25 protein-coding genes are annotated in these 25,297 nt (G+C 59.9%); 13 read left to right on the top strand and 12 right to left on the bottom strand.

Annotation, left to right across the window (positions count from 1 at the left end):
* The first annotated feature begins 155 nt into the window (after positions 1–155).
* From ABF859_RS10350 to ABF859_RS10290, 13 genes are all read left to right on the top strand, one after another.
* Positions 156–431 carry a hypothetical protein gene (locus ABF859_RS10350; protein WP_415527699.1) on the top strand — a complete coding sequence of 92 codons (276 nt, stop codon included), beginning with the start codon at positions 156–158 and terminating at the stop codon, positions 429–431.
* The gene (locus tag ABF859_RS10345; RefSeq protein ID WP_415527698.1) at positions 428–1,711 is read left to right on the top strand and encodes a hypothetical protein; all 1,284 of its coding nucleotides are present in this window, start codon (positions 428–430) and stop codon (positions 1,709–1,711) included. Before ABF859_RS10350 ends, ABF859_RS10345 begins: the two co-directional genes overlap by 4 nt.
* Positions 1,708–2,313 (top strand): hypothetical protein, encoded by a 606-nt coding sequence (locus tag ABF859_RS10340; RefSeq protein ID WP_415527697.1) that lies wholly within the window; start codon positions 1,708–1,710, stop codon positions 2,311–2,313. Before ABF859_RS10345 ends, ABF859_RS10340 begins: the two co-directional genes overlap by 4 nt.
* Positions 2,314–3,776: 1,463 nt before the next feature.
* A complete protein-coding gene (locus tag ABF859_RS10335) occupies positions 3,777–5,423 on the top strand; it encodes an FGGY-family carbohydrate kinase (protein WP_415527696.1) in 1,647 nt (548 codons plus the stop codon).
* Between the two features lie 82 nt (positions 5,424–5,505).
* Positions 5,506–6,834 carry an ABC transporter substrate-binding protein gene (locus ABF859_RS10330; RefSeq protein WP_415527695.1) on the top strand — a complete coding sequence of 443 codons (1,329 nt, stop codon included), beginning with the start codon at positions 5,506–5,508 and terminating at the stop codon, positions 6,832–6,834.
* Positions 6,835–6,860: 26 nt separating this feature from the next.
* A complete protein-coding gene (locus tag ABF859_RS10325; RefSeq protein WP_415527694.1) occupies positions 6,861–7,784 on the top strand; it encodes a carbohydrate ABC transporter permease in 924 nt (307 codons plus the stop codon).
* A 1-nt stretch (position 7,785) separates the two neighbouring features.
* Positions 7,786–8,613: a carbohydrate ABC transporter permease gene (locus ABF859_RS10320; RefSeq protein WP_415527693.1), complete on the top strand. Its 828-nt coding sequence runs from the start codon at positions 7,786–7,788 to the stop codon at positions 8,611–8,613.
* A gap of 53 nt (positions 8,614–8,666) precedes the next feature.
* Positions 8,667–9,770 carry an ABC transporter ATP-binding protein gene (locus tag ABF859_RS10315; protein ID WP_415527692.1) on the top strand — a complete coding sequence of 368 codons (1,104 nt, stop codon included), beginning with the start codon at positions 8,667–8,669 and terminating at the stop codon, positions 9,768–9,770.
* An 18-nt stretch (positions 9,771–9,788) separates the two neighbouring features.
* Positions 9,789–10,562 carry an SDR family NAD(P)-dependent oxidoreductase gene (locus ABF859_RS10310; RefSeq protein WP_415527691.1) on the top strand — a complete coding sequence of 258 codons (774 nt, stop codon included), beginning with the start codon at positions 9,789–9,791 and terminating at the stop codon, positions 10,560–10,562.
* A gap of 185 nt (positions 10,563–10,747) precedes the next feature.
* The gene (locus tag ABF859_RS10305) at positions 10,748–12,943 is read left to right on the top strand and encodes a TonB-dependent siderophore receptor (protein ID WP_415527690.1); all 2,196 of its coding nucleotides are present in this window, start codon (positions 10,748–10,750) and stop codon (positions 12,941–12,943) included.
* 13 nt (positions 12,944–12,956) lie between these two features.
* Positions 12,957–13,229, top strand: a complete 273-nt coding sequence (locus ABF859_RS10300; RefSeq protein ID WP_415527689.1) for a hypothetical protein — start codon at positions 12,957–12,959, stop codon at positions 13,227–13,229.
* Positions 13,226–14,689, top strand: coding sequence for a PepSY-associated TM helix domain-containing protein (locus ABF859_RS10295; protein ID WP_415527688.1), 1,464 nt, complete (start codon positions 13,226–13,228; stop codon positions 14,687–14,689). The genes ABF859_RS10300 and ABF859_RS10295 overlap by 4 nt, the downstream gene beginning before the upstream one ends.
* Positions 14,686–14,967 (top strand): hypothetical protein, encoded by a 282-nt coding sequence (locus ABF859_RS10290; protein WP_415527687.1) that lies wholly within the window; start codon positions 14,686–14,688, stop codon positions 14,965–14,967. Before ABF859_RS10295 ends, ABF859_RS10290 begins: the two co-directional genes overlap by 4 nt.
* A 15-nt stretch (positions 14,968–14,982) precedes the next feature.
* Here ABF859_RS10290 and ABF859_RS10285 read toward each other — a convergent pair whose 3' ends face one another.
* The 12 genes from ABF859_RS10285 to ABF859_RS10230 form a co-directional block, all read right to left on the bottom strand.
* On the bottom strand, positions 14,983–17,460 hold the full coding sequence (locus tag ABF859_RS10285) for a phosphocholine-specific phospholipase C (protein ID WP_415527686.1): 2,478 nt from the start codon (positions 17,458–17,460) through the stop codon (positions 14,983–14,985).
* A gap of 132 nt (positions 17,461–17,592) precedes the next feature.
* A complete protein-coding gene (locus ABF859_RS10280) occupies positions 17,593–17,760 on the bottom strand; it encodes a hypothetical protein (protein ID WP_415527685.1) in 168 nt (55 codons plus the stop codon).
* Positions 17,761–17,859: 99 nt separating this feature from the next.
* Positions 17,860–18,738, bottom strand: coding sequence for a FoF1 ATP synthase subunit gamma (locus tag ABF859_RS10275; RefSeq protein ID WP_415527684.1), 879 nt, complete (start codon positions 18,736–18,738; stop codon positions 17,860–17,862).
* The gene (locus ABF859_RS10270; RefSeq protein ID WP_415527683.1) at positions 18,735–20,258 is read right to left on the bottom strand and encodes a F0F1 ATP synthase subunit alpha; all 1,524 of its coding nucleotides are present in this window, start codon (positions 20,256–20,258) and stop codon (positions 18,735–18,737) included. The genes ABF859_RS10275 and ABF859_RS10270 overlap by 4 nt, the downstream gene beginning before the upstream one ends.
* Positions 20,245–20,979, bottom strand: coding sequence for a hypothetical protein (locus tag ABF859_RS10265; protein WP_415527682.1), 735 nt, complete (start codon positions 20,977–20,979; stop codon positions 20,245–20,247). The genes ABF859_RS10270 and ABF859_RS10265 overlap by 14 nt, the downstream gene beginning before the upstream one ends.
* A gap of 4 nt (positions 20,980–20,983) precedes the next feature.
* On the bottom strand, positions 20,984–21,229 hold the full coding sequence (locus tag ABF859_RS10260; protein WP_011253684.1) for a F0F1 ATP synthase subunit C: 246 nt from the start codon (positions 21,227–21,229) through the stop codon (positions 20,984–20,986).
* Positions 21,226–21,936: a F0F1 ATP synthase subunit A gene (locus ABF859_RS10255; RefSeq protein ID WP_415527681.1), complete on the bottom strand. Its 711-nt coding sequence runs from the start codon at positions 21,934–21,936 to the stop codon at positions 21,226–21,228. The genes ABF859_RS10260 and ABF859_RS10255 overlap by 4 nt, the downstream gene beginning before the upstream one ends.
* Positions 21,933–22,247 (bottom strand): ATP synthase subunit I, encoded by a 315-nt coding sequence (locus ABF859_RS10250; protein ID WP_415527680.1) that lies wholly within the window; start codon positions 22,245–22,247, stop codon positions 21,933–21,935. Before ABF859_RS10250 ends, ABF859_RS10255 begins: the two co-directional genes overlap by 4 nt.
* The gene (locus tag ABF859_RS10245) at positions 22,240–22,530 is read right to left on the bottom strand and encodes an AtpZ/AtpI family protein (protein ID WP_415527679.1); all 291 of its coding nucleotides are present in this window, start codon (positions 22,528–22,530) and stop codon (positions 22,240–22,242) included. Before ABF859_RS10245 ends, ABF859_RS10250 begins: the two co-directional genes overlap by 8 nt.
* A complete protein-coding gene (locus ABF859_RS10240) occupies positions 22,527–22,943 on the bottom strand; it encodes a F0F1 ATP synthase subunit epsilon (RefSeq protein WP_415527678.1) in 417 nt (138 codons plus the stop codon). Before ABF859_RS10240 ends, ABF859_RS10245 begins: the two co-directional genes overlap by 4 nt.
* Positions 22,940–24,406 carry a F0F1 ATP synthase subunit beta gene (gene atpD, locus ABF859_RS10235; RefSeq protein WP_415527677.1) on the bottom strand — a complete coding sequence of 489 codons (1,467 nt, stop codon included), beginning with the start codon at positions 24,404–24,406 and terminating at the stop codon, positions 22,940–22,942. The genes ABF859_RS10240 and atpD overlap by 4 nt, the downstream gene beginning before the upstream one ends.
* A 161-nt stretch (positions 24,407–24,567) precedes the next feature.
* The gene (locus tag ABF859_RS10230; RefSeq protein WP_415527676.1) at positions 24,568–25,269 is read right to left on the bottom strand and encodes an NUDIX domain-containing protein; all 702 of its coding nucleotides are present in this window, start codon (positions 25,267–25,269) and stop codon (positions 24,568–24,570) included.
* Positions 25,270–25,297: the final 28 nt, after the last annotated feature.

Below are 25,297 nucleotides of genomic sequence, written 5' to 3'. Positions count from 1 at the left end.
CCATCCGAAAGCAGGCGATCCCCTCAAAGCTGCGGATTGACACATCATTCTTCTCGGTGCGCGCAACTTTACCTTCCTATGAGGAAGCTTTCCGAACCGCACTTTTGCCCTTCCTGGCCGCCCTCTGAGGCGGTTTTTTTATGTCTGGAGACATTATGCGCAATCGCTTCATCGCTCTTGGGTTCGGCGAGACCCGGGATTGGGATGCCATCAGCGACCATACTCCGGCAGGCGACCATGCCATCGCGGTCGCGGTCGGCGTGTTTTTCAACACCTGGGGCGCTCGCACTTTCATGCCCTGGGCAACCTTCATACGGATTACGGACGAGGCTTACGGCCTGCTGTCACGGCAAAACTGGCTGGGCGTGCCGGGTTTTTCCCCGAACGGGGAAGAATTCGATTTCCCGCCAGCCGAAGTGAGGGCAGCATGACGACGGTTCACAATCTGACGCCGTCCCCGCTGCGGACGATCGTTCTACAGGGAAGCACCGGGACCGTCTCTCAGGTTATCTGCGCCCCGAAGGCCTCGGCCGACTGTCTGGATTACACCTTTGATTTCTCTGCCCTGCTGGCAGGAACAGGCGACACGCTGACAGCAATCCGGTCAGCAACGGTCATCACGGCCGGGGGCGGAGACTATGCTCTTGCGATCATGTGGGGTGCCGTGGCTGGATCGCAGTTGGTGATGTTCCTCGCCAGCGGTCAGCCGAACACAACCCAGAAGATCCTGTTCGAGGTTACGACCGTACAGGCGCGCGTCTATTCGGTGATGGCGGTTCTACAGATCACAGCCCTTACGCAAGCTACGGCGCCCCCCTCAGATACATTCCCATCCAACACACTGACAAACGGCAATGTGCTGATTGCAGATACCGAGGCGCTACCGGCCGGGTACTCCTCGAATGGCCGCGTCGTGATGGCGACGGAGGAAGAAGCTCCAGTCGGCACACCTTCGTTCGCAAGCGTGGAAGCGCAATCCTATTCAGGTGATGGCTCGGGCCTCAACGTCACATCCGCTGAAAAGACGCAGACCCTTGGCGAATGGATGGCCACTGCTGGACAGCCCGGACCAACAGGCCCCCAAGGCGATGCCGGACTGCAGGGAGAAAGCGCCTACCAAGTCGCCGTTTCCTCCGGATATGTCGGGACAGAAGCGCAATGGCTGGCGTCCCTTGTCGGGCCAGCCGGTCCAAAGGGTGATACGGGCGAAACCGGCCCTGCCGGGCCAACAGGCCCGCAGGGAGTGGTCGGGGCAACGGGAGAGACTGGGCCACAAGGACCGGCTGGAGCTAAGGGGCCCGCGGGATCGGATGCGGAGGTGACGGCTTCCGCCATCGAAAGCGCCTTGGGCTATGCACCAGCGAATGGCGAGGATTACGCGCCCCTGGCAGGGGCCACCTTCACAGGCGGGATCACACTGCCCGGTTCTATCGGACTCACAATCAAGGATGGCAGCGGTGGGTACGTCTACACCCAATGGTCCTATAACAATCTCGTCTGGACCGGTGGAAACGGGCAAGGGTCATTTAGTTGGCCAGGCACTTTGCAGTCGGCAGCCTACAAGTTTGCTGACCTCCCTTCATCGCCACGAGACTGGGCTTTTGCCGTCATAACCGACAAAGCCATCAATGGCGGAACACAGGGGGTTATGGCGATGTATAATCCCAATACGAAAACATGGACCGGATTGAGCGGGGAGACACTGACATGAGGCCGCTGGCGCTCAGCGGGCTTCTGGCTCTTTCAGCCTGCTCGGCTGGAGCCTACGGGCCTGTGACGATCAGTCGGGCCATTGCAGGTGTGCAGGCCGACCTGACTAAGGCGGGTGTGGTCAGCGTGTCTGGCGTGCAGAACTGGACAGCCGATCAGGCCGCCCGGTTCAATGCCAACGTCCGAGCGCTCCAGTATACCCAGCATACTTCCGAGCCGGTCGTGGCCATGATTGCCGGGCCGGTCACGATGGATCTGTCGGGGACATTCAGCCAGTCTGGCTCATTCTCCGTCTCGGCCACGTCGGCCCTGCCGGTCTTCGGGCTACAAGCCGATGCCAGCCGGACGAAAGGCCAGACCCTGAATGTGCCAGTCCAGTTCGTGCCCCTATCCGCGCTGCCTGATGCGGAGATGGGCCGGCAGGTCGGATATGCCGGAGCGCTGCTGGGGCAGAACGATACGGTCCGGCAAGGCGCGGCCGGACGACTTGAGGTGGACCGGAGGGCACTGGCCACACATGTCAGGCTGTTGATCGCAGGGTATGGCGACCCCTGCCCTGCCAGCGGCGCATGGCCATTCGTCGGCCGCCGCCGTGCTGCATGACCTCATAGCCATCGCCATCATCCTCGTCCCCCTGCTCTCGGGCATCGCGCTCGCCATGATGGGAGTAGCGCGAGATGTAAGTGAGAAATAAAAATAGCGGAGCCGAAGCCCCGCCATCTCGCTAGTTCTGAGGACGTTTGTCCTTGAATGTTTTTCGCTTACCAGTCCGCAGCTCAGAAAGCCGACCCTGATTGGTGTGATATTCAGCCGCAATGTCATGCTGAAACTCACCGTTCTTTAGGCGCTGCAGGATAGAGGCGATTTCATGAGGTGGCACATTGCCCCCACTTTGCGTCGAAGCCATTTATGTGGCCCTTTCGGTCAATGACGCATTGACACTCGGACACTTCAAAGCAATGTTCTGTTCTGCAAGGTGTTTCCAAACGAAACGCTCCTCTGTATACCAAACTCGTTAATGCTTGCGAGTCAGTGCTAAACGGTGAGCCGGGTTGCAGCCCGGTTCACCATCCATTAACGCACTGGTGCTGAAATGTAATTCGCGTACTCAAAGTGTTGAGTCGAGTTATTTTTTTGCACAAAGCAGGAACATTTAAATATTTACAGATAAATATTCCCCGTGACTTCGGTTGCCCCTGCTTGATTGTATATCCGCAATCAGATGCCTTTTCGTGTGCTTACAAAACAGACTGCCGCATGCATTTACATCGACTCGCCGGCTCAGCGCGGTTTCTGGCGGCTGTGTACGAACTCTTGAGGATTGCTCAATGGTTTAGTCATCAAGGAATACTTGACGGTTCGGTTTGATGTTAGCGAAACGCCATTTCTTTTACACCAACGCGGTTAGTGTAAAAAACCGATCGACAAACTGGCATGATGTGCAAAATCTGTACAGCATATTGAGATGACAAGCTGAGACCCGCATTAAACTGCTATTTTTCGTGACTTCTATACTACGTTGATATCGTAGGGGTCACAGGTTCAATTCCTGTTGCGCCCACTACTCGGTCCGGTAAAAAAATCCCACTAAAAACTATTTTTAGCACGCACTTATCAGAAGCTATAGCTGAATGGTTTGTGGATCTGTGTCGTCCACACCCAATGTCCCTCACTCATTTATACAAATCTATTTCCTGCCCGGCCGGGCAATCTTAGATCCCGTAAAAAGTTTCATGTTGCGCTGGTTACCGGTTAGACAAAGCTACATGTCGAGCCGATGCTGACAATCGCCTTTGAAGCGGCCCGCTCTTACCTCCCTGCCGTTACAACTTTCAAAAAATTGCTCTCCCAAAACCGGTCGTGACTGTGCCTGCTCAGCGCGTCCCTGTGCGGACAACCACCCTCAACAGAAAAACTTCTTTCGCACTGTCTGGACACCTTTCTTGTTGTATGTAACACAAACAATGATAGTTCACGGCGTTAGAGTGTGATATTCAGTTTTAATCAAACGTCCATGAGTCTCTCTCATGCCCGACGTTCGCTTTTTATGATCTGGGTGTTATTTTATGGATCTGGTTCTGGGAATTGATGTTGGAACAGGCAGTGCCCGAGCGGGTCTCTTCACTCTCGACGGACGGAAGAAAGCGTCATGCGTCAAGAGCATCCAGACATGGACGCCACGGGCTGACTATGCCCAGCAGTCCTCAGAAAATATCTGGTCCGCTGTCTGCGAAGCGACCCGTACTGCGCTCGCAATGCTTGATGTTCCCTGTCAGGTCATCGGGATCGGTTTCGATGCAACCTGTTCCCTTGTTGTCCTTGACGGACAGGGCTGCGGACTGTCGACAGATCCGGATGGCGCGGCGGGACAGGATGTCATTCTCTGGGCGGACCACCGTGCCATCGAGGAGACCCGCGAGATCAACCATGGCGGCCATGATGTGCTGCGCTATGTGGGCGGCACGATCTCTCCGGAAATGGAAACGCCGAAGCTCCTCTGGCTGAAGCGTCACCTTCCACAGGCCTACGAACAGGCTGCCCATTTCTTCGATCTTCCTGATTTTCTCACCTGGCGGGCTACAGGCTCCCTGTCCCGCTCGGCCTGCTCGACAGCCTGCAAATGGACCTATCTTGCTCATGAAAACCGCTGGGACGAAGGATATTTCCGGTCCATCGGACTTGAAGACCTCGCACTCGACGGTTTCCGCCGTATCGGGAACGACATTCGCCCCCTCGGCAATATTGTTGATGGTGGCTTGAGCGATAAAGCATCCGAGGAAATGGGACTGCCACCCGGTATCCCCGTTGGCGTCTCCGCTATCGACGCCCATGCGGGTGGAATCGGTCTGTTCGGACTGAATACCGAAGGCTCTCTCTCGGACGATCAACTTGAGCGCTCAATATCGCTGATTTGCGGCACTTCGAGCTGTCACATGGCTGTATCAAAAGACGCGCGTTTCGTACCCGGCGTCTGGGGCCCCTACTGGAACGCCATGGTACCCGAAATGTGGCTGAACGAAGCCGGCCAGTCCGCGACAGGGGCGCTGATCGACTTCATCATTTCCAGCCATACTTTCGGCCCTGCTCTCAAGCAGGAAGCCAAAGATTCGGGAAGCAGCGTCTACGCCCTGCTGAACGCACGGATCGAGGCTCTGGAACGCGGCAAGCTGCCGGGCACGATCACTGCCAGTCTGCATGTGTTGCCGGATTTCCACGGAAACCGCTCTCCTCATGCTGATCCGGACCTTACCGGCATGATCAGTGGGTTAACCCTGTCCGACACGGTCGATGATCTCGCGCGGCTTTACCTCGCGACACTGCAGGGCCTCGCCTATGGCACGAAGGACATCATCGATGCCCTCAACGCCCGGGGCTACCGGATTGACACGATCCTGGCGACAGGCGGCAGCACCAAGAACCCCGTCTTCCTGCGCGAGCATGCCAACGCCACCGGCTGCCGCATCCTTCTGCCTGCCGAGCCGGATTCCGTTCTTCTGGGCGCTGCCATTCTCGGTGCCGTCGCAAGCGGATCCTATACCGATCTACCGCAGGCCATGGCGCGGATGAGCCATGCCGGCCACGAAATCCTCCCCGATAGGCGGGTTGCCGCTTACCACAGCGCCAAGCGTTGCATCGCGCATGACATGCATACGGCCCAGATCACCTGGCGTCAGCAGATGAGCGATGCCCTGGAAAAGGAGAGTGCTCCCTGAAGCCAAGCCTTTCCGCTCCATTTTCCCATCATGGCTGCACCATCAATGCGTCAGCAGCCCTTTTCCAGAGGTCTGATTTTCCATGTCCCGTCTGAAAAATACCCGCGCAGCCATCTGCACTCTGGCTCTCCTGTTGACCGGTTCTGCCCTGTCCACAGCGAAGGCCGCCGGCACCCTCACGATCGCCACCGTGAACAACGGCGACATGATCGTCATGCGGCAGCTTTCGCAGGAATTTGAAAAAGCCCATCCGGATATTCACCTGAACTGGGTCACACTGGAAGAAAACGTCCTGCGTCAGCGCGTGACGACCGATATCGCCATGAAAACCGGCCAGTTCGACGTCGTGACCATTGGCAACTACGAAGTGCCGATCTGGGCCAAACAGGGCTGGCTTACCGAGATCAAACCCGACGCCGCCTATGACGTGAACGACATCCTGCCCTCCGTCCGCGACAGCCTGACTGCGAATGGCAAGCTCTACGCCCTGCCGTTCTACGCCGAAAGCGTCATGACCTATTACCGCAAGGACCTGTTCCAGAAAGCCGGTCTGACGATGCCGAACGCACCCACCTACGACCAGATCCGCCAGTTCGCCGACAAGATCACGGACAAGGGCAATCAGGTCTATGGCATCTGCCTGCGTGGCAAGCCCGGCTGGGGCGAGAACATGGCGTATGTCTCCTCGCTCGCCAATACGTTCGGCGCTCAGTGGTTTGACATGTCCTGGAAGCCGACCATGACGTCTGATGCCTGGAAGGCGACCCTCAACTGGTACGTCTCGGCCCTGAAAGCTGACGGCCCTCCGGGTGCCACCTCCAACGGCTTCAACGAAAACCTGGCCCTGTTCGCCAGCGGTCACTGTGGGATCTGGATTGATTCCACCGTCGCAGGCGGCCTGCTGTTCGACCCCAAACAGTCACAGGTTGCAGACAAGGTCGGTTTCGCGCCCTCCCCCAAAGGCCCTTACGGCAAAGGCCCGACCTGGCTGTGGAGCTGGAGCCTCGCCGTTCCCGTCAGTTCCCATCAGAGCGCGGATGCCCAGACCTTCATCACATGGGCCACGTCCAGGGATTACGTGAAACTGGTCGCAGCACAGAAAGGCTGGGTCGCTGTTCCCGCCGGAACCCGCGCCTCCACCTATGCCGCGCCGGAATACGTCAAGGCAGCGCCCTTCGCTTCCTTCGTCCTGAACGCCATCAAAACGGCGGATCCAAACGGTCCGACCGCCCAGCCCCGCCCTTATACGGGCGCACAGTTCGTCGGCATTCCGGAGTTCCAGGCCATCGGCACGCAGGTCGGCCAGACCGTTGCCGCAACCCTGTCCGACCAGATGACAGTCGATCAGGCCCTGACCTCCGCACAGGCTTCGATCACCCGCGCGCTCCGCCAGTCCGGCCGCGCGCGATAACGCCGCCCGATCAAGGTTAAGATACCATGCAGGCCGTTCTCGAACACAGCCCGCCCCCAGGGGCGAGCGCCCTGAACCCGACGAAGGTAAGCGGGAAAAGGACAGGTTTCCTGCTCCTTTCCCCATCCGTCCTGATCCTTCTGGTCTGGTCGATCGTCCCACTCGTCATGACGCTGTGGTACTCGGTGCAGAACTACAACCTCGTGGACCCCACGCTTCATGGCTTCGCTGGGATCGACAATTACTGGTACCTGCTGACCGACCCCGATTTCCTGCATTCCCTGCTGAACACGCTCGTACTGGTCGCCGGTGTCCTGATCATCAGCGTGGGGGGCGGAACTCTGCTGGCTGTCCTGTACGATCAGGAATTCTTCGGCCGCGGCATCGCCCGCATCATGGTCATCTCCCCATTCTTCATCATGCCGACGGTCTCCGCACTGCTGTGGAAGAACCTGATGCTGCATCCGATCTATGGCGTCTATTCCGCCATGATGCGGGCTGTGGGGCTCACGCCAATCGACTGGCTGGCGCGCTTTCCACTCCTGACCGTGATGATGATCGTCGCCTGGGAATGGCTGCCGTTCGCAGTTCTCATCCTGTTGACGGCCGTACAGTCGCTCGACGGTGAACAGCGCGAAGCCGCCCGCATGGACGGCGCTGGCCCGATCGCACGCTTTCGTTACATCATCCTGCCGCATCTGGGGCGCGCCATCAGCGTCGTGGTCATGATCGAGACGATCTACCTGTTGACGATCTTCGCCGAAATCTCCGTCACCACCGCCGGTGGCCCCGGCGTAGCCTCCACCAACCTCGCTTACCTGATCTACTCCCGTGCCCTGCTTCAGTTCGACGTGGGGGGCGCCTCCGCTGGTGGTGTGGTGGCGATCATCATCGCCAATATCGTCGCAATCTTTCTGGTGCGCGCCGTAGCCCGCAATCTGGAGGCCTGACATGGCGCTCAAGACAAAAACCAGCACCCGGATCGGCGTTACCATCCTTGGCTGGGGGATCGCAATCTGGCTGTTCTTCCCGATCTTCTGGATGATCCTGACAAGCTTCAAAAGCGAGGTGCAGGCGATTTCCTCGCCGCCGAAGCTGTTCTTCATGCCGACACTCAGCAGCTATGCCGAGGTGTTCGAACGCGCCAGCTACTGGCATTTCGCACTGAACACCGTGATCGTCTCGGTGGGGGCGACCGCCATCGCCATCGCACTGGCCGTTCCGGCGGCCTATTCGATGGCGTTCATGCCCTCGAAGCGGACACGCAGCACCCTGTTGTGGATGCTTTCCACCCGGATGCTGCCGCCCGTTGGTGTGCTGGTCCCAATCTACCTTCTGGCCCGCAACACGCATCTGCTCGATACCTGCACCGGGCTTGCGATCGTGGACATGCTCACGAACCTGCCGATCATCGTGTGGATGCTCTACACGTTCTTCCGCGAAGTCCCGGCTCCCATTCTGGAAGCTGGCCGGATGGACGGCGCCACACGCTGGCAGGAAATGACGATGGTGCTCCTGCCGCTCGCCCTGCCCGGCATCGCATCCACGGCCCTGCTGTCGCTCATCCTGTGCTGGAACGAAGCCTTCTGGTCCTTGAACCTGACGTCCTCGCACGCCGCTCCGCTGACAGCCTTCATCGCGTCGTTCTCATCCCCGGAAGGGCTGTTCTTCGGCAAGCTTTCCGCAGCCTCCACCCTCGCCGTGGCACCGATCCTCGTTTTCGGCTGGATCAGCCAGAAACAGCTCGTCCGCGGCCTGACTTTCGGAGCCGTCAAGTGACGCGGATCCCGGCTCACTCCACTCAACATTTCTGCACGAACGGGGCCTGACCCATGGCGACTGTCGAACTCAAGAACCTCCGCAAGACCTACCTTACGGAAGAAATCATCAAGGGTATTTCCCTCTCGATCGAGGACCGCGAATTCGTGGTCTTCGTCGGGCCGTCCGGCTGCGGAAAATCCACGCTCCTGCGCATGATCGCAGGACTTGAGGACATCACTTCCGGTGACCTCCTGATCGACGGGCAGCGCATGAACGACGTCGAACCCGGCAAGCGTGGTCTGGCGATGGTCTTTCAGTCCTACGCGCTCTACCCGCATATGGACGTCTATAAAAACATGGAGTTCGGCCTCAAACTGGCCGGAATGCCGGAAGCCGAGCGGCGCGCGAAAATCGAGCATGTCGCCCGGACGCTCCAGCTCGAACCCTATCTGCATCATAAGCCGGGGCAGCTTTCCGGTGGTCAGCGGCAGCGTGTCGCCATCGGGCGCGCCATTGTGCGCAATCCGAAAGTGTTCCTGTTCGACGAGCCGCTCTCGAACCTCGATGCCGCCCTGCGTGGCCAAATGCGCGTGGAACTCTCGGCCCTGCACCGCAAACTCGGCGCCACGACGATCTACGTCACGCACGATCAGGTCGAGGCCATGACTATGGCGGACAAGATCGTCGTCCTGCAGAAAGGCGTGGTCGAACAGATCGGCTCCCCGCTCGAACTGTATCATCACCCCCGCAATCTTTTCGTGGCCCGCTTCATCGGCTCCCCGCCCATGAACTTCTTCCCGGCCATTTTCCAGGGCGGTGATTCCGCAGGCTCCAGCGTCCAGCTCCGCGACGGCTCAATCCTGTATGTTCCTGTCACCTCTCCCGGACTCCTGCCCGGAACAAAGGTTACGGTCGGCATCCGTCCCGAACACGTCGAACTCACGACGTCGGGACCCGATAGAGGCATCGTTGAAGTCATTGAACGCCTCGGCGCCATCACACTCGTTCATGTCCGTATGCCGGACGGAGAAATCATCGTCGTCCAGACAGACGGTGCGGTTCTGACGGAGGTGGAAAGCCGCGTAAGCCTCACCCTCCCCCCCCAGAACTGCCACCTCTTCGCTCCCGACGGTCTGGCCTTCGAAGCCTGTCGCCGCCATCCGCTTGCTGCCTGATTTTAGGAACCGCACATCATGTACATGGAAAAACTCCGCCTTGATAACCGTGTCGCCATCGTGACCGGGGGCGCACAGAACATTGGCCTGGCCTGCGTCACCGCCCTGGCCGAAGCCGGCGCCCGCGTCATTATCGCCGATCTCGACGAAGCCATGGCAACAAAGGCCGTGGAAGACCTCCGCACGGAAGGTCACGATGTCGGCAGCGTCGTCATGGACGTCACGAAAACGGAAAGCGTGCAGAATGCCGTCCGCAGCGTTCATGAACAGGAAGGCCGTCTGGACATTCTGGTGGCCTGCGCAGGCATCTGCATTTCCGAAGTCAAGGCCGAGGACATGACGGACGGTCAGTGGCTCAAGCAGGTCGATATCAATCTCAACGGCATGTTCCGCTCCTGTCAGGCCGCTGGGCGCATCATGCTTGAGCAGAAGAAGGGTGTCATTGTCGCTATCGGTTCCATGTCCGGACTGATCGTCAACCGTCCGCAGCAGCAGGCGGCCTATAATGCGTCAAAGGCGGGTGTTCACCAGTACATCCGTTCACTGGCTGCCGAATGGGCGCCTCATGGCATCCGTGCCAACGCCGTCGCCCCAACCTATATCGAAACCACGCTGACCCGCTTCGGCATGGAAAAACCGGAACTCTATGACGCATGGATCGCCGGAACGCCGATGGGGCGCGTTGGCCAGCCTGACGAGGTGGCCTCCGTCGTCCAGTTCCTTGCCTCCGACGCTGCCAGCCTGATGACGGGCGCCATTGTCAATGTGGATGCGGGTTTCACCGTCTGGTGAGGCAGAATGACCCGGGCGCCAGCAGTGCGCCCGGAAACTTTTCCAGCAAAAGTATGTCATAATCAGGCACTTAAGACGAAATCTTTCAAAAGTTTCATTTCTCCCAAAGTCCACTTGCAACTAACTCGCAATAGCGATACCTGCCTCTGACCACACGCCAGTACGAACAGTCATTGAGGTCGGGTATGCACCGCAGCAGAATTCTTTACGCGATACCCCTCTCCCTCGTTATGAGTGGAGAAGTCTTCGCAGCCGACCAGAACGTCACGCCGGAACAACCCCAGCGGTCAGGCACCAGAAAAACCACTACAACCGGCACACAGGCAAAAACAGTTGAGACGCTCAGGGTTCATGCACGAAGAGCCTCGACGTTAGCCTCGTCCGCAACCAAGTCGGATACGCCTCTCATCGAAACCGCCCAGTCGGTCACGGTCATCACCCGCAACGAGATGGACATCCGCAACGTCCTGAACCTCAATCAGGCCGTGCGTTATACCGCAGGCATCACACCGGATCTTCGCGGCGGCGGCGTTGGCACCCGCTACGACCAGTTTGCCCTGCGCGGTTTTTCGGCCCCGACATTCCTTGATGGCCTAAAACTTCAGGACAGCCCCACGGGCTATGCCGTCGCACAGACCGACACCTCTCGTCTGGATCGTATCGAAATCCTCAAAGGCCCCGCCTCGGCGCTGTACGGACAGTCCAGTCCCGGCGGCCTCGTGGCACTGTCCAGCAAGATTGCCACGGATCAGCGTTCCTACGGCAGCGTCAACGCGACTGGGGGCATGTTCGACCTGTACCGCGTAGATGCCGATGTCGGCGGCTATGTGACGGATAACGGCTTTGTCCGCTACCGGGTCAATGGCACGGTCAACGGCCAGCACAGCCAGCTCAGCCGGACGGGAAGTCGCCGCTTCTCCATCAGCCCGTCCTTCACCTTTGGTGGTGATGGCCCCACGACGCTGACAATTCTCGGCAACTATCAGTACGATCCTGAGAACGGCACCTATGGCGGCGTCCCGCTCGTCGGATCGCTCAAGCGGGCACCTTTCGGCTATCTGCCGCGTAATTTCTATGACGGCGACACCTCGTACGAAAAATACAACCGCCGCCACGGCGCCATCACCTACATCTTCAATCATCGCTTCAACAGCGACTGGAGCTTCAGCACACGCGGCCGCTACGACGACATCAAGACCCAGTATCGCAGCGTCTATGACAGCGGCTATTACGTTCCGGGTCAGGACGACACACTGGCCCGCTCGGCCATCGCGACGAATGAACACACGCACAACCTGACATTCGACAGCCAGTTCAAAGGCAATGTCCGGACCGGCCCGCTGCATCACACCATGATGTTCGGTTTCGACTACATGCAGCAGAGCGCCTCGGAAGTCGGCTTCTACGGCGAGGCGCCCTCCCTGAACGTCTTCCATCCGAACTACCAGATGGCCATTCCCACCCCTGCGCCGTGGGTGAATTACAATACCAACTCCCATCAGGCCGGCATCTACGGACAGGACGAGATCCACTGGCGCCGTCTGATCCTGACAGGGAGCCTGCGCAACGACTGGTACCGCTCCCACCAGACCGACAACATGTATAATACGACGACCAACCAGAGTCCGAGCCAGATCACATGGCGCGCCTCCGGCCTCTACCACTTCGATTTCGGTCTCGCGCCGTATATCAGCTATTCCACGTCCTTCCAGCCGCAGTCCGGAAGTGTCTCCACGGATGGTGGCAAGAGCGTGCGTCAGGCCCGTCCGTCTGTCGGCAAGCAGCTTGAGGGTGGTCTGAAATACCAGCTTCCCGGAACCACAGTGCTCCTGACGGCAGCGGGATTCCACATCGAACAGACCAACGTCCTCGTTGGCATTGGCAACACCGGCTACAGCGCCGAAAGCGGACTGGTCCATTCGGACGGTTTCGAGTTCGAAGCCCATGCCGAACCGTTCCACAACCTCGTGCTGACGGCGGCCGTCAGCATCCAGAAGGTGCATGACGACTCAACCGGCAAGCCGCTCATCCAGTCCGGCAAGGGCAATGCCTCGCTGTTCGCGTTCTATACGATGCCGTCCGGCCCCGCGAAGGGCCTCGGCTTCGGCGGCGGCATGCGCTATTCCAATAAATCCTATGGTGGGGAAGCATCTTACGGGAGTGTCTGGGTGCCGCAATATGCTGTCTTCGATGCCTCCGTGCGGTACGACCTCTCCAACCTGTCGCACAGTCTGCGTGGCTGGAACGTGGGCGCAAGCGTCCGCAACCTCTTTGACAAGAACTTTGTCGCCAACTGCCTGAGCTACGCCTCTTACGGTCAGGAATTCTGCTATTACGGAGAGCGCCGCAACGCGCAGGCCAATATTGGCTTCAACTGGTAAAACTGTTCCGGGGATGAACACGCGCTACGACAGGGCCCTGCGCTTTGCCGTAGCCATTCCGGTCGGTTACGTCCTGTCCGCACTGGCTGGGATCTGTCTTGCCTTCTGGCTCCCCCTTCCAAGAGCAGAAAATGCCATGGCCGGGATCCTTCTCGGCCTGATCCTCTGGCCCATCATCTTCATCGCGTCTTTCGGTTTCACTCATATCCGGCGACTGGCGGTGGGACTGATGGGCCTGGCCCTTCTCATGACGGCGCTGGCGATCGGGGGCGGCTGGCGCCCATGAAAAATACGTTCCGCGCCTCCATGGCCATGGTCCACACCACGCTGGGCCTCATTACGGGCTGGGTCCTGTTCGCCATTGCACTATCGGGAGCCCTGAGTGTCTTCCGGCCGGAAATCAGTCTCTGGGCCAGACCTGAACTTTCCGCCTCGACTGTCGATCCCCTTCTGGCGGACGCCCATGCGCTGGACTGGCTGAGCCACCATGCCCTGGCCGCCGATGCCTGGTACGTCGCAGGTGCAAGCAACCGCAGTTTCGCCGCCACCGCATTGTGGCCTGACGCGAAAGGCGACTACGTCCAGCGCGCCCTTGATCCCCTGACCGGTAGTCCGGATGGCATCCGCGACACGCTGGGCGGCGAGTTCTTCTACCGCTTTCATTTCGAGCTTCAGCTTCCCTACCCCTGGGGGCGACTGATCGCCGCGATCGCTGCTCTGGCGCTTGTCGTCGGACTGGTCACCGGGATCATCATCCATCGCCGCATTTTCGCGGATTTTTTCACGTTCCGTCCCGCACGCGGCCAGAGAAGCTGGCTGGACATGCACAATCTGCTGGGCGTCGCTGCCCTGCCCTTTCACCTGATGATTTCGCTGACTGGCGCCGTCACGCTCGGCTCCCTGCTCCTGCCCTGGAGTACACAGGCCCTCTACCCGCACGACCTGACCACATCTTACAGGGAGATGAACCCCGCCCTCTATTCACGCCCCACCACTGGACACCCTGCGCATCTCGCGCCACTTCTGCCGATGCTGCGGGAGGCCAGGAGCCGCTTCGGGGATGCGGGCGTGGAACAGATCTATGTCCTGAACCCCTCCGACCAGGCGTCCCTCGTCACGATAATCGCGGGTCATGGCGGGACCGTCAGCACATCAGCGCGGGTCCTGACCTTTGATGGACCCTCCGGTCGCATCATCAGGGACTATACCGAAAACCGCCCGGTCATCAGGACCTACACCTTCCTGTACGGCCTGCATGTCGGCCGTTTCGCGCCCGGCCTCACGCGCTGGCTCTATTTCCTGTCCGGTCTGGCGCTCGCAGCGGTGATTGGCAGCGGCATGCATCTTTGGACGCTCAAGCGCCTGCGCCGTCCCCACCATGCGGGCCATCGGATGGTCGCCCGTCTGAATGTAGGGATCCTGATGGGCACGCCGCTCGCTTTCGCATCATTCTTCATCGCGAACAGACTTCTGCCCCTGACAACCCCACAGAGATCGCGCTGTGAAGTGGTGAGCGTGTTCGTCGTCTGGGGGGTCATGCTGGTTTACACACTGCTCCGCCGCCCGGAACGCGCCTGGTCCGAACTCCTGGGCGGCAATGCCGTGGCCTGCCTGCTCGTCGCCCTACTCAGTCTGCCATGGCAAAACCCGGCAATCGCCGCTGTCAGCATGACGGCGCTTGCCCTGTCCGCGGCCTTTACCTGCGCCACAATCCGCATGACGCAGAAAGCACCTATCCTGCCATGAGCTGGATGTCGGTCCTGTGCGGACAGTGCGCAATGCTGATGCTGGTCGCGGGTTCCCTTCGCGGAAACCGCGTCTTCTGGCATGACCGGCTGACGCAAAGACAGCGACTCGTTCTGCAATCCTGCGCCGCCGCAGGTCTGCTCCTCAGCCTCGTTCTTCAACTCACATCCGACACTCCGGTTATCCTCAGCATCATCGAATGGGTCCTGCTGGCGGGACCTGAAATCATGATCGCGGCTCTTGTCTGTTCCGTCCGGGAAAGCAGATCACGATCATGACTCCATAAGACCGGGTTATCCAGCCATGGCCGGATCAGTGATCGTAGGTTGCCCCGTTTCCATCCGGCCACCCAAAACATGCCTGAAATCCGGATCTTCGGGGGAGGTCAGTGTCACGTCATACCACTGATGGGTGGCAGACAGATCCAGCCTGACGTCCTGATGGCCACCGGCTTTCACAACGACCGTTCGCAGTCGCGCACCATCCCCGACACGATACTGAACCGTCAGCGGGGCCTTTCCGGCATTGCTCAGGGAAAGAACGATCACTGGTCCCTTCCCCTTGCTGCCGACCTCGTAACGGCAGGCGGACCGAAGCGCGATCCGGTCAGCATGACCGCGATAAGCCCGGTAGAAGCCATTGGGCGCATGAACCGCGACATCATACAGTCCGCCCACGACCGGCAATGTCACATCCAGCGTATCTCCTGCGGCCACCGCATAGGTGCCCGCCTGCAGGTCACGGCCTGCATTGCGATAGTCATACACATTGAACGGCGCCCCGGCAGCCCGCTGTCCATGAATGGCCTGCCCCGCCCGAAGCGTGAGGCTCACACGTTCCTTCCCGGCTTCCACGCCCCCGTCACAGTAGAGTTCATAAGGCAGCGCACAGGCCGGGCGCGTTCCCGTTTCCTGCCGCACGGTTTTCCGCAGCAGGTCCGGCTGGCCCTTCAGCGCGGTGATCTCATCGGCGGACAGAGAGCGGAAACCGCCCGGCATGGGACGATCCCGCGCATCCTCGATCGCACGCAGATGCGTGTTCCGGTCCAGATAGTTCAGGGACGGCGCCGCTTCGTCATGGGGATGGAAACAGGACGTCAGATCGCCGCAGATGGCGCGGCGCCACGGGGAGATATTGGTCTCCCGCACGGGGGTTCCGAACTTCCTTTCAACGAAATGTTCGAGGAACTGCAACGTTGAACTATGATCGAAAAGCTGCGAATTGACCCGACCGCCCCGGCTCCACGGAGACGCCACCACCATCGGCACGCGAAACCCGAGCCCGATTGGCCCGCTGCGGGCAAGACGCCCGGGAACACCCATCCGGATTTCATCCTGAGCTGTCGTATATTCCAGACCATCCACACCAATTGCCGCAGAAGAGCAACCCGTTTCCGGTCGCTGTGGATCGGGCGCTGCGTAGGAACAGCAATGATCGAAATAGCCGTCATTCTCATCATAGGTCAGGATGAAAATTGTCTTTTTCCAGACTTCGGGATTTTCGGTCAGGATGTTCATCACTTCCGAGACATACCAGGCCCCGTACCAGGCGGACGTCGGATGATCCGAGAAATGCTCAGGGGCCGCCATCCATGAAACGGCCGGAAGCTGACCGGTCCGCACATCCTGGCGGAACTGGTACAGCACATCCCCCTTCGGCGCCTGCATGCCGCGGGCGTCCGGGTCGTCCGCAAAGGCCAGCTCTTCCAGCGAATGATAATCGGGATCGGCGCGGTTGGTCACAAAGGCCTTCGTGAAAAGCGCACGCTCCTCAGGCGTCAGCTTCTCATATCCCTTTGCGGATTTCTGGCGGCGACGAAGGACCTCCATCAGTGCCTTCGCCTCGACGAGCTGCTCGGCATGATCGCCGGAAACCAGCATCTCAAGCTTTTCAAGCCGGCTGATATGCTCGGAACATTCCCTGATCCGTTCGTGAATCCAGGCGCCGAAACCAGGATTGGAACTGACGTTGAAGCTGTCGAAACACTCCAGCACGTTACAGCCGAAATTGGACAGCCAGGAACGTTCCGCGCTGGACAGTCCACCCGTCTGACTGATCTCGTTCTGATAGAATTTCCAGGAAACGCCGATCTTTTCCAGCCGCTCCGGAAAGGTCGTCCACGTCATGCCGCCTTCCAGGATTTCCGGGTTACGGATATAGACGTTTGCATCCGTTTCCTGCCGGTTGCGGATAGTCCCGGTCCAGAAAAGAAGGCGGTTGGGGGTCGTGCTGGACATGACGCCGCAGTAATTCTGATCGCAGACCGTAAAAGCATCGGCCAGTGCATAGTAAAACGGCAGGTCCTCACGGGTATAATATCCCATGGTCAGGGGATACTGTCTGTATTCTTTTTTGTAAGGACGCTTGACGTCAATCCACCGGTCATGATGCCCCCCGTTCCAGGCATCGACCTGACTGTCCCGCGAATGGGGGATCGAACCCATCCACGTCACCTTCGTATCATGAATATTCAGGCGCCACGGTGCATAGGTTTCCCCACTCTTGCCGGACTGCACGAAGACGGAACTGCCATTTTTCTGACGTATCGCACGCCTGTCGTTAAAGCCCCGCACGCCTGCCAGCGTTCCGAACATGTGATCGAAAGACCGGTTCTCCTGCATGAGAATGACGACATGCTCGGCATTCAGATACGTCGTTCCGGGATCGGGGGCGATGGCATAGGCCCGGCGGATGGCCGCCGGAAGCCCTTCTGTTGCAGCCGCCGCCCCACCGAACAGGGCATATTTGAGAAAGGTTCTGCGAGAGGACATGTCGATCACTGCCTGAAACCAGAAGACGCAGACCGCGCCGGAAAAGGTCTATCAGGACAGTGTTAACCGTTCTCTAAAGCCGCTTCACCCCCTCAGGTTTCCCCTGATCGAAAAATCGTGCAGCAGAACCCCCTAGTTTCCAAGCGAACGATCAACGGAACGCCCGGCACGCTCGACCGGCCCCTTCGGCGGATCGACGGTATCGCGGACTTTTTCGCCGAAAGTCCGGTGATGCTCACAGGCTGTCAGCGTGACACAGGAGACCGACAGAGCCAGAAGAAGCAGGAGTGATTTTCGCACGCAGATGTTTCCTTGAAAATACGTTCGGGTACAGGGAAACGCCTGACCCTGACTCCGGTTTCTTTCGCGCAACAGATCCCCAGATGAGAATCGCGGCCTCTATTCCGCCGCTGAACGACGCTTGAACCTTTTAAGTTTTGCCAGCGTGGGACCGGAGACAAGTTCTATGATTTCGGACGTGATTTCTTCCTGACGGACCGTTCTCTGAAGCTGCTCCAGGGATTTGAGCTGGCGTGTGATTTCATGATGCGCGGCCGTCATCCGCTCGCTGCGCGCCTGATTTTCAGCCCCGAAGGAGTGCAGGGCCGCAAGACAGAGCCGGGAAAAGATATAGTCCGCCACCAGATCGGCCAGGAGCTTTTCCGGTGCGATATTGAGGATGGGAAGTGGTTCGGAGGGGCTGGTTTTTTCCAGAAGTGCTGGATCCAGCGGAAAGAGCGACTGGCGGAGTACGGTCGCCTTCTCCTGCCCTACCGCATGACAGACGATCAGATTGACACGCGCAAGATTTCCACAGATGACCTGACGTCCGATTTCCTCCGTGATGCTGTCGGCCAGGGCCGGCACCGAAGCGGGAGTCTGAACCGCAGGGGCAGTCCATTGCGGTATGAGTCCCCGGGCATGGGCAATGGCGTTGCCGCGTGTCCCGACCAGGAAGAGATGCTCTTTTTCATCATCATGGAGAGCATCAAGGACATGTTCGCTGAACAGGCCAGCAAATCCCTGTTCAGCGCAGAAAACAATGGCACCTGTTTGCCCCGCCTGTCCCGGAGGCTGCGTCTCACGATCAGCAGGCAGCATCGGAGCGATACGGACCAGAGCCTCCTGTATTATCCCGGCATAAGTCTCGACCGCGACCGCGGCTCTGCGCGCCTGCTGGACCCGAACGGCGGCGAGCCCACGCATGGAGTCTACAATTCCGCCCAGTTCCCTGACACTGCCGATCCGGGCCGTGACGTCCTGCAAGCGCGCTGTCATGAGGAAACTGAGGTCCGGTTTTCAATCCACTGGCCCAGACATGTCAGAAAACGCGCCTTCTGCTCTGCGGACAGAACCACGCCGCCTTCAATGACTGTTGCGAGATCGGCTGCATTGGCCCGCAGATAATCGCCCAGACCATTCTGGATGTTATGGATGTGCTTTTCCGGAATGGAGTCCAGAAGGCCATTCTGCGAGGCGGTTACCAGCGCCACTTCCTGCATGAGGTCCAGCGGTGCATGGGGCGGCTGGCGGAGTATGGCGCGGATACGCGCGCCCCGGACCAGTTGCTGGCGGACATGCGCATCCGGCAGCCCTCCGAAGCGCGTGAAAGCTTCGAGTTCGATGAACTGCGCATAATCCAGACGCAGGGTGCCAACGGAAGAACGCAGCACGGGCGCCTGCGCAGCACCACCCACACGACTGACGCTGACACCCACATCGACGGCTGGTTTCTGCCCCTGATCAAAGAGCGTGCGGTTCAGAACGATCTGACCATCCGTAATGGAAATAAGGTTCGTGGGAATATAGGCGCTCAGATTGCCCGCTTCCGTCTCCGCAACCGGCAGAGCCGTCAGGGAGCCGCCGCCCTTTTCCGCCGAAAGTTTTGCGGCGCGTTCAAGCAGACGGGCATGGACATAAAAAATATCCCCCGGATAGGCTTCACGGCCCGGGGGCCGCCCGGTGAGCAGGGAGACCTCCCGATGGGTTGCCGCATGCTTGGAGAGATCGTCGATGACGATGAGGGCATGCTGACCACGGTCACGGAAATATTCGGCCATGCTCATGGCAGCGAAGGGGGCAATCCAGCACAGGCCGGGCGCCTCTGCTGGGCGCGCGACCAAGATGATGCACTGATCGGGATTGCCGCGGGTGCGAATGGTCTCGATCACACGCTGAACACTGGACGTCTTCTGCCCGATGGCGACATAGACGCAGATCATCTCACTGGACTTCTGTGCCAGAATGGCATCGACCGCGATGGTGGTCTTGCCCGTCGCCCGGTCTCCGACGATGAGTTCGCGCTGTCCCCGACCAATGGGAAAAAGCGTGTCGATCGCAAGCGTCCCCGTCTGGACGGGTTCGGTCACGAGTTCGCGGTCTATGATGGCCGGCGCCGGTCGCTCGACCGGAAACCAGGCCTCTGCCTGAACGGGGCCCCTGTCATCCAGAGGGCGTCCAAGCGGATCCAGAACGCGCCCCAGAAGTCCCGGTCCAACGGGGACACTCACGACACGGGACGTTCCCTGCACGGCGTCCCCGGCCTCGATCGTGCCTTCACTGTTGAGCAGGACGCAACTGATGAGGTCTTCTTCAAGTCCGTGCACGAAACCGTAGCGGTCGTTTCCGAAGGACAGCAGTTCATCCAGTTTCGCATCGGGAAGGCCGGAAATCAGGGCGATCCCGTCCCCGATGTCTTCCACCCTTCCCGTCCGGTCCGTCTGCGGTCCGGCGTCGATCTCCGTCAGGCTGGAACGGGCCGATGCCAGCCATTTCGCGGCCTGATCAGTGTCCTGCACGAGACAGGCCCTCCCGGATGCGCGCAAGATCGGCCTGCCAGTTCGAGGCTACGGTGAGATAAGGCGTCTTTACGGCAAATCCTTCCACAAGGGCCAGATCCGTGGTCCACGTCATGGAAGGCGTACCCCCGACCGCAGTCCTGAGGGCGCTTTCATAAGCCTGATGATCCTCAGCGGTCAGTGCCCTGGCTGCGACGAAGGTAAATCCGTCACGGAGACTGAGGCGTTCACGATCAGAAAGGGCGGCAATCGCCTTCAGAAGCCTGGCGAAAAGGGTATCCCCTACCAGTCGGGAGGAGCCTGTCTCCGTCAGAAGCTGCCTTGCGATATCGCAGGCCAGCGTGACGGCGTCTCCCTGCCAGCGGGCCTGGTTTTCAGCCTCTTCCTGCGCGATGGCCTGCCTCGCTCCAGCCTGAAGCGCCGCCGCGTCCTGCTGCGCTCTGCCCAGAATGGCGGCTCTGGCGGTCTGTGCTTCCTGCTGCCCCTCCTGCACGATACGCGCTTTTTCGTCTTCAAATCCCTTGCGCGTCTCGCTGACGGCCGCGCGGTCGGCATCCAGCTGCTTCTGCCCGTCTGCGACCTGTGCAAGCTGTGTCGCGATGTCCTGCTGACGCCGGGAGATGACGGCGCTGATCGGACGCCAGAAGAATTTGGAGAGCAGCCAGATCAGAACGCTGACGTTGATGATCTGGAACCCGATTGTCCACCAGTCGACAGTCACGGGCTTACTTCAGCAACGGGTTGGCGAAGAGAAGAAGCAGAGCGATGACCAGACAGTAGATCGCCATGGTCTCAATCATGGCCAGCCCCACGAACAGGGTCCGGGAAATGGTCCCCGCGGATTCAGGCTGCCGGGCGATGGCGTCCATGGCCGCCGCAACTGCGCGTCCTTCGGCGAGAGCAGGACCGATGGACCCGAATGACACCGCCATAGCGGCTGAGACGATACTTGCCAGAGCGAGCCAGTTCATGAACGTGATCCTGTCTTTTCAATGGATTGGGACGTGGCGGATAATGCGGGCCTGGTCAGCACGCCGGAAATGAAGACCATGGCGAGAATGGCGAAAATATAGGCCTGAACCGCACCAGTCAGAAGATCGAGTGCCATGAGGGGAACCGGCACGAGCAGCCCTGCAAGCGACAGGACGATGCCGATGATGAAGACGCCTGCCATGACGTTCCCGAAAAGGCGCACCATCAGCGAGAACGTCCGCGTCACTGTCCCGATCAGGTTGAGCGGGATCATGACGACACTGGGCCAGAGGAAGCTGCGCAGATAGCCCCTCACGCCACCAGAACGGACACCGAAGATGATGATGGCCAGAAAAACGGTGATCGCCAGAGCCGCATCAGTTGCCAGAACGGCGGTAGGAGGCTGGACGCCCGGCACGAGCGAGGACCAGTTCGCGACGAGAATGAACAGGAACAGGGTGCCCACGAAAGAGCGGTACGGAGCAGGCTCCGTGCGCATGGTCTCGCGGATCTGACGGTCCAGCGCCGTGACACCCAGTTCAAGGAATGTCTGCAAACGTCCCGGCGCTTCTGGCGTCAGGGATAGGGAAATACAGGCGGCACCCACCGTCAGAACGGCCATGATTCCCCATGTCGTGACCACGGGCTGCGTAACCGGGATCGGGCCCACATGAAACAGGACGGGACTGGAGAGCGGCGACATCATGGCAGATGCCCCTCCCTGCCGGTTTCAAATCCGGGCCCGAGACGGTCTTTCATCAGCCGCAGGATGAGAGGACGCGCGACAAGTACACCGCAGGTCGCCCACAGGAAGGACGCGGTTCCGCTCCGGGCCGCGACATAGAGCAGGCCGCCGAGCAGAAGGAAGCGTCCCGTCAGCATCGCCAGGGCAACGGCGCGTTTTCCGGGACGCATCAGGAACTGCACGTTGATCCACAGCGCCGCCACATGGACGCTTCCTGCCAGAAAACCTGCCAGAAGCCAGCCGAGGGACGTGATGATCTCTCTCTCACTCATTGGGATGACCCATCCATTTCCAGGCACTCCAGCCGCCAATCGCAAATCCCGCAAGGAGCAGGACGGCCGAGAAAACGACCCCGGTTCCGACGCGATGATCCAGCCACCGCCCCAGCAGAAGACCGAAAAGCGGCGGCGTGATGATGGTCCAGCCGAGAACGCCGATCCGGGCAAGATGCTGCGAGACGTTGACGCTGCCATCCGTCTCCCCGGCTTTCTGCCGGTCCATGCGCTGGCGAATGGCAGCTTCCATCTCATCGGCCTGCGGGTTTTCGTCTTTCACCGGAAAAGACCTTCTGCTCCGGACCACAGGCCCTCTCCAATCCGCTGCACCGCTTCAAGCTGAAGGCGGACAGCTTCGACATTCGCATTCCTGCGTGCGTCATCGAGGGCATCGTAATGCTGACGCACGAGTGTCCTGAGGACTTCCAGATCGTCACCAGGCACGGCCTCACGTGTTGCGATCTCCACCATGCCGCCCTTGTCCCTCACGGTCAGGACACCCTGCCGCACGGCACAGTAATGCGGCGTATCATCCCTGCATTTCCAGACCACAACGGATGGCAGAACGCTGGACACCAGATCCGCATGCCCCTGCAGGATGCCAAAACTGCCGCTGTCATCTTCCGCCCGCACCGACACAACGTCCGTTTCGTCCACGACAACGCTCAGCGGCGTGATGATCCGCAGTTTCATGTGCCTGTCTTTCCAGCCGGAGCCGTTTTACGGGCATCCTGTTCCTTCTGGCGCGCTTCATCCAGCGTCCCGACCATATAGAGCGAACTCTCGGCCCAGTCGTCCGTCTCTCCCGCGAGGATGGCCCGGCAACCGGCCAGAGTGTCGGCCCGGCTGACGCTCCGGCCCGGCTGCCCCGTGAACTTCTCCGTCACGGTGAAAGGCTGGCTGAGAAAACGCTGGAGCCGTCGTGCGCGCGTGACGGTTCTGCGGTCTTCGGAGCCCAGTTCCTCGACACCCAGCAGCGCGAGGACATCCTGAAGGGATTTCAGCCTCGCCAGAGCTTCGCGGACCTGCTCGGCGATCTCGCAATGCTCCTCCCCCACGACCAGCGGATCGAGCAGCACCGAGGACGATGCCAGAGGATCGACGGCCGGATAAAAACCCTGCGCGGCCAGATCCCGCGACAGGACGATCTGGCTGTCCATATGCGTCGCGATGGCCGTCACCGCCGGGTCCGTAAAATCGTCCGCAGGGACATACACGGTCTGGATCGCCGTGACCGCGGCCCCTGCAACGGAGGTGATGCGTTCCTCGACCGCGCCGACTTCCGTCGCCAGCGTCGACTGATACCCGACCCGGGACGGCAGACGCCCGAGCAGACTGGACAGTTCACTTCCCGCCTGTACGAAGCGATAGATATTGTCCATGAGCAGAAGGACATTCCGGTGCTGCTCGTCCCGGAAATATTCAGCGATCGCAAGGGCCGTCAGCGGCACCCGCCACCGCGCGCCAGGAGGCTCGTTCATCTGTCCATAGACCAGTACGGCGTGTTTAATCACACCCGACCCGTTCATGTCCGAGAGCATTTCATGCCCTTCGCGACTGCGTTCCCCGACGCCGGTAAAGATCGACAGACCCTGATATTTCGCAGCCATGGCGTGGATCAGTTCCATGGTCAGAACCGTCTTGCCGACCCCGGCTCCGCCAAACATGGCCGCCTTGCCGCCATGCGCAAGCGGGGTCAGGAGATCCAGGACCTTGACTCCTGTTTCGAAGATGTCCGTCGTCCCGCCTTCGACCTGCATGGCGGGAGGGACGCTGTGGATAGCGCGTCGTGGAGTGTCCTTCGGCAAGGCAGGGCCATTGTCGCGAGGATTTCCGGTGACATCCAGCATCCGCCCGACAACAGCATTTCCCACCGGAACCCGAAGCGACGCACCCGTTGGGCGCACCATCACATGGCGTGCCAGACCGGACGTGGACATCAGGGCAACGGCCCTGACCGTACGGGGATCGAGATGGCTGTGAACCTCAAGGATCAGCGGAGCCCCACCGTCCCATGCGACTTCAAGCGCCGAATTGATTTCAGGGAGATGACCTGCCGGGAAGCGCACATCCACAACAGCCTCGCGCACCGCAATGATTTCCCCCAGGGGAGAAACGGTGTCCGGTCCGGATGGAACGACCGCTTGCAGGCTCATGTGCTCTCCTTCGGAGTGCTCCGTTCACGGAACCGGGAACGGTCCCTCACCTGCCTTCAATAAACCCGCGTCTCCGATCCGTCGATATTTGCGCGGCAAAAGTGATCCGGGCCCTGAACAATATGACAGGGACTATATCGAAGCGGACAACAGACTCCTTCTTACTGGTCGCCCTGATGCCAATGCTGCTGGTAAAGATGCCAGCTCAGCAGACAATGGGCATTGGGCGTGTGGCGGGGCATGTCCTTCAGCGGAACAATACAGACGGTCGTATGCTCATGCTCGTCTGCCAGCCCCGCTTTTCGATGAAGCAGTTTCTTCATCTCAGCCTGCGTCAGAACGATATCGACGGCGTAGAGCATCATCTCCTCGCTGCTTCCACCGGGTGACAGAAGCACTGGCGTGTCATGCAGCCTGTATGGCTGACCGCCCTGCAGGCTCAGACCCGTTTCTTCCCGCAATTCGCGTATGGCGGCAATATCCGCACCCTCATCGTCAATCACGCCAGCCGGGAGCGCCGTCACCATGCGGCCTGCTGGAAGCCGCGCTTCCCGCACCAGAACAACATGTTTCCCGTCCGGAGCATCCTTTACGGTCACAACCGGCATGATCGAGACAGTGGGATCCCGCAGAACGGCAAAGCAGGGCATCCTTGCCCCGTCGTTCCACGCCTCCGCTTCAACAACGACGAAGCCGACCCGCGGGCCGAACATCAGAGCATCGCGGACAAGGACGGAACGGAGGTCGAAATGCGACCGTGTCCTGCTGACCCATCCTGTAAACTGGGGGGCTTTCAGGATTTTTTCCTGAAGGTCCGGCGTGACTGTATCCGCAAAACGGACTGGAACATTCTGCATCGTCATGACCTGGCTCCTCCCTGCTGTCCAACGG

The organism is Gluconobacter sp. (assembly GCF_047722525.1).
Taxonomy (GTDB): domain Bacteria; phylum Pseudomonadota; class Alphaproteobacteria; order Acetobacterales; family Acetobacteraceae; genus Gluconobacter.
Note: the sequence above shows the minus strand (reverse complement) of the source record. Positions and strands in the feature narration are given on the sequence as shown.

Coding starts and splice junctions, on each gene's coding strand:
- ABF859_RS10350 (WP_415527699.1), top strand. CDS start 156: ATGCGCAATCGCTTCATCGCTCTTGGGTTCGGCGAGACCCGGGATTGG.
- ABF859_RS10345 (WP_415527698.1), top strand. CDS start 428: ATGACGACGGTTCACAATCTGACGCCGTCCCCGCTGCGGACGATCGTT.
- ABF859_RS10340 (WP_415527697.1), top strand. CDS start 1,708: ATGAGGCCGCTGGCGCTCAGCGGGCTTCTGGCTCTTTCAGCCTGCTCG.
- ABF859_RS10335 (WP_415527696.1), top strand. CDS start 3,777: ATGGATCTGGTTCTGGGAATTGATGTTGGAACAGGCAGTGCCCGAGCG.
- ABF859_RS10330 (WP_415527695.1), top strand. CDS start 5,506: ATGTCCCGTCTGAAAAATACCCGCGCAGCCATCTGCACTCTGGCTCTC.
- ABF859_RS10325 (WP_415527694.1), top strand. CDS start 6,861: ATGCAGGCCGTTCTCGAACACAGCCCGCCCCCAGGGGCGAGCGCCCTG.
- ABF859_RS10320 (WP_415527693.1), top strand. CDS start 7,786: ATGGCGCTCAAGACAAAAACCAGCACCCGGATCGGCGTTACCATCCTT.
- ABF859_RS10315 (WP_415527692.1), top strand. CDS start 8,667: ATGGCGACTGTCGAACTCAAGAACCTCCGCAAGACCTACCTTACGGAA.
- ABF859_RS10310 (WP_415527691.1), top strand. CDS start 9,789: ATGTACATGGAAAAACTCCGCCTTGATAACCGTGTCGCCATCGTGACC.
- ABF859_RS10305 (WP_415527690.1), top strand. CDS start 10,748: ATGCACCGCAGCAGAATTCTTTACGCGATACCCCTCTCCCTCGTTATG.
- ABF859_RS10300 (WP_415527689.1), top strand. CDS start 12,957: ATGAACACGCGCTACGACAGGGCCCTGCGCTTTGCCGTAGCCATTCCG.
- ABF859_RS10295 (WP_415527688.1), top strand. CDS start 13,226: ATGAAAAATACGTTCCGCGCCTCCATGGCCATGGTCCACACCACGCTG.
- ABF859_RS10290 (WP_415527687.1), top strand. CDS start 14,686: ATGAGCTGGATGTCGGTCCTGTGCGGACAGTGCGCAATGCTGATGCTG.
- ABF859_RS10285 (WP_415527686.1), bottom strand. CDS start 17,460: ATGTCCTCTCGCAGAACCTTTCTCAAATATGCCCTGTTCGGTGGGGCG.
- ABF859_RS10275 (WP_415527684.1), bottom strand. CDS start 18,738: ATGACAGCGCGCTTGCAGGACGTCACGGCCCGGATCGGCAGTGTCAGG.
- ABF859_RS10260 (WP_011253684.1), bottom strand. CDS start 21,229: ATGAACTGGCTCGCTCTGGCAAGTATCGTCTCAGCCGCTATGGCGGTG.
- ABF859_RS10255 (WP_415527681.1), bottom strand. CDS start 21,936: ATGATGTCGCCGCTCTCCAGTCCCGTCCTGTTTCATGTGGGCCCGATC.
- ABF859_RS10250 (WP_415527680.1), bottom strand. CDS start 22,247: ATGAGTGAGAGAGAGATCATCACGTCCCTCGGCTGGCTTCTGGCAGGT.
- ABF859_RS10240 (WP_415527678.1), bottom strand. CDS start 22,943: ATGAAACTGCGGATCATCACGCCGCTGAGCGTTGTCGTGGACGAAACG.
- atpD (WP_415527677.1), bottom strand. CDS start 24,406: ATGAGCCTGCAAGCGGTCGTTCCATCCGGACCGGACACCGTTTCTCCC.
- ABF859_RS10230 (WP_415527676.1), bottom strand. CDS start 25,269: ATGACGATGCAGAATGTTCCAGTCCGTTTTGCGGATACAGTCACGCCG.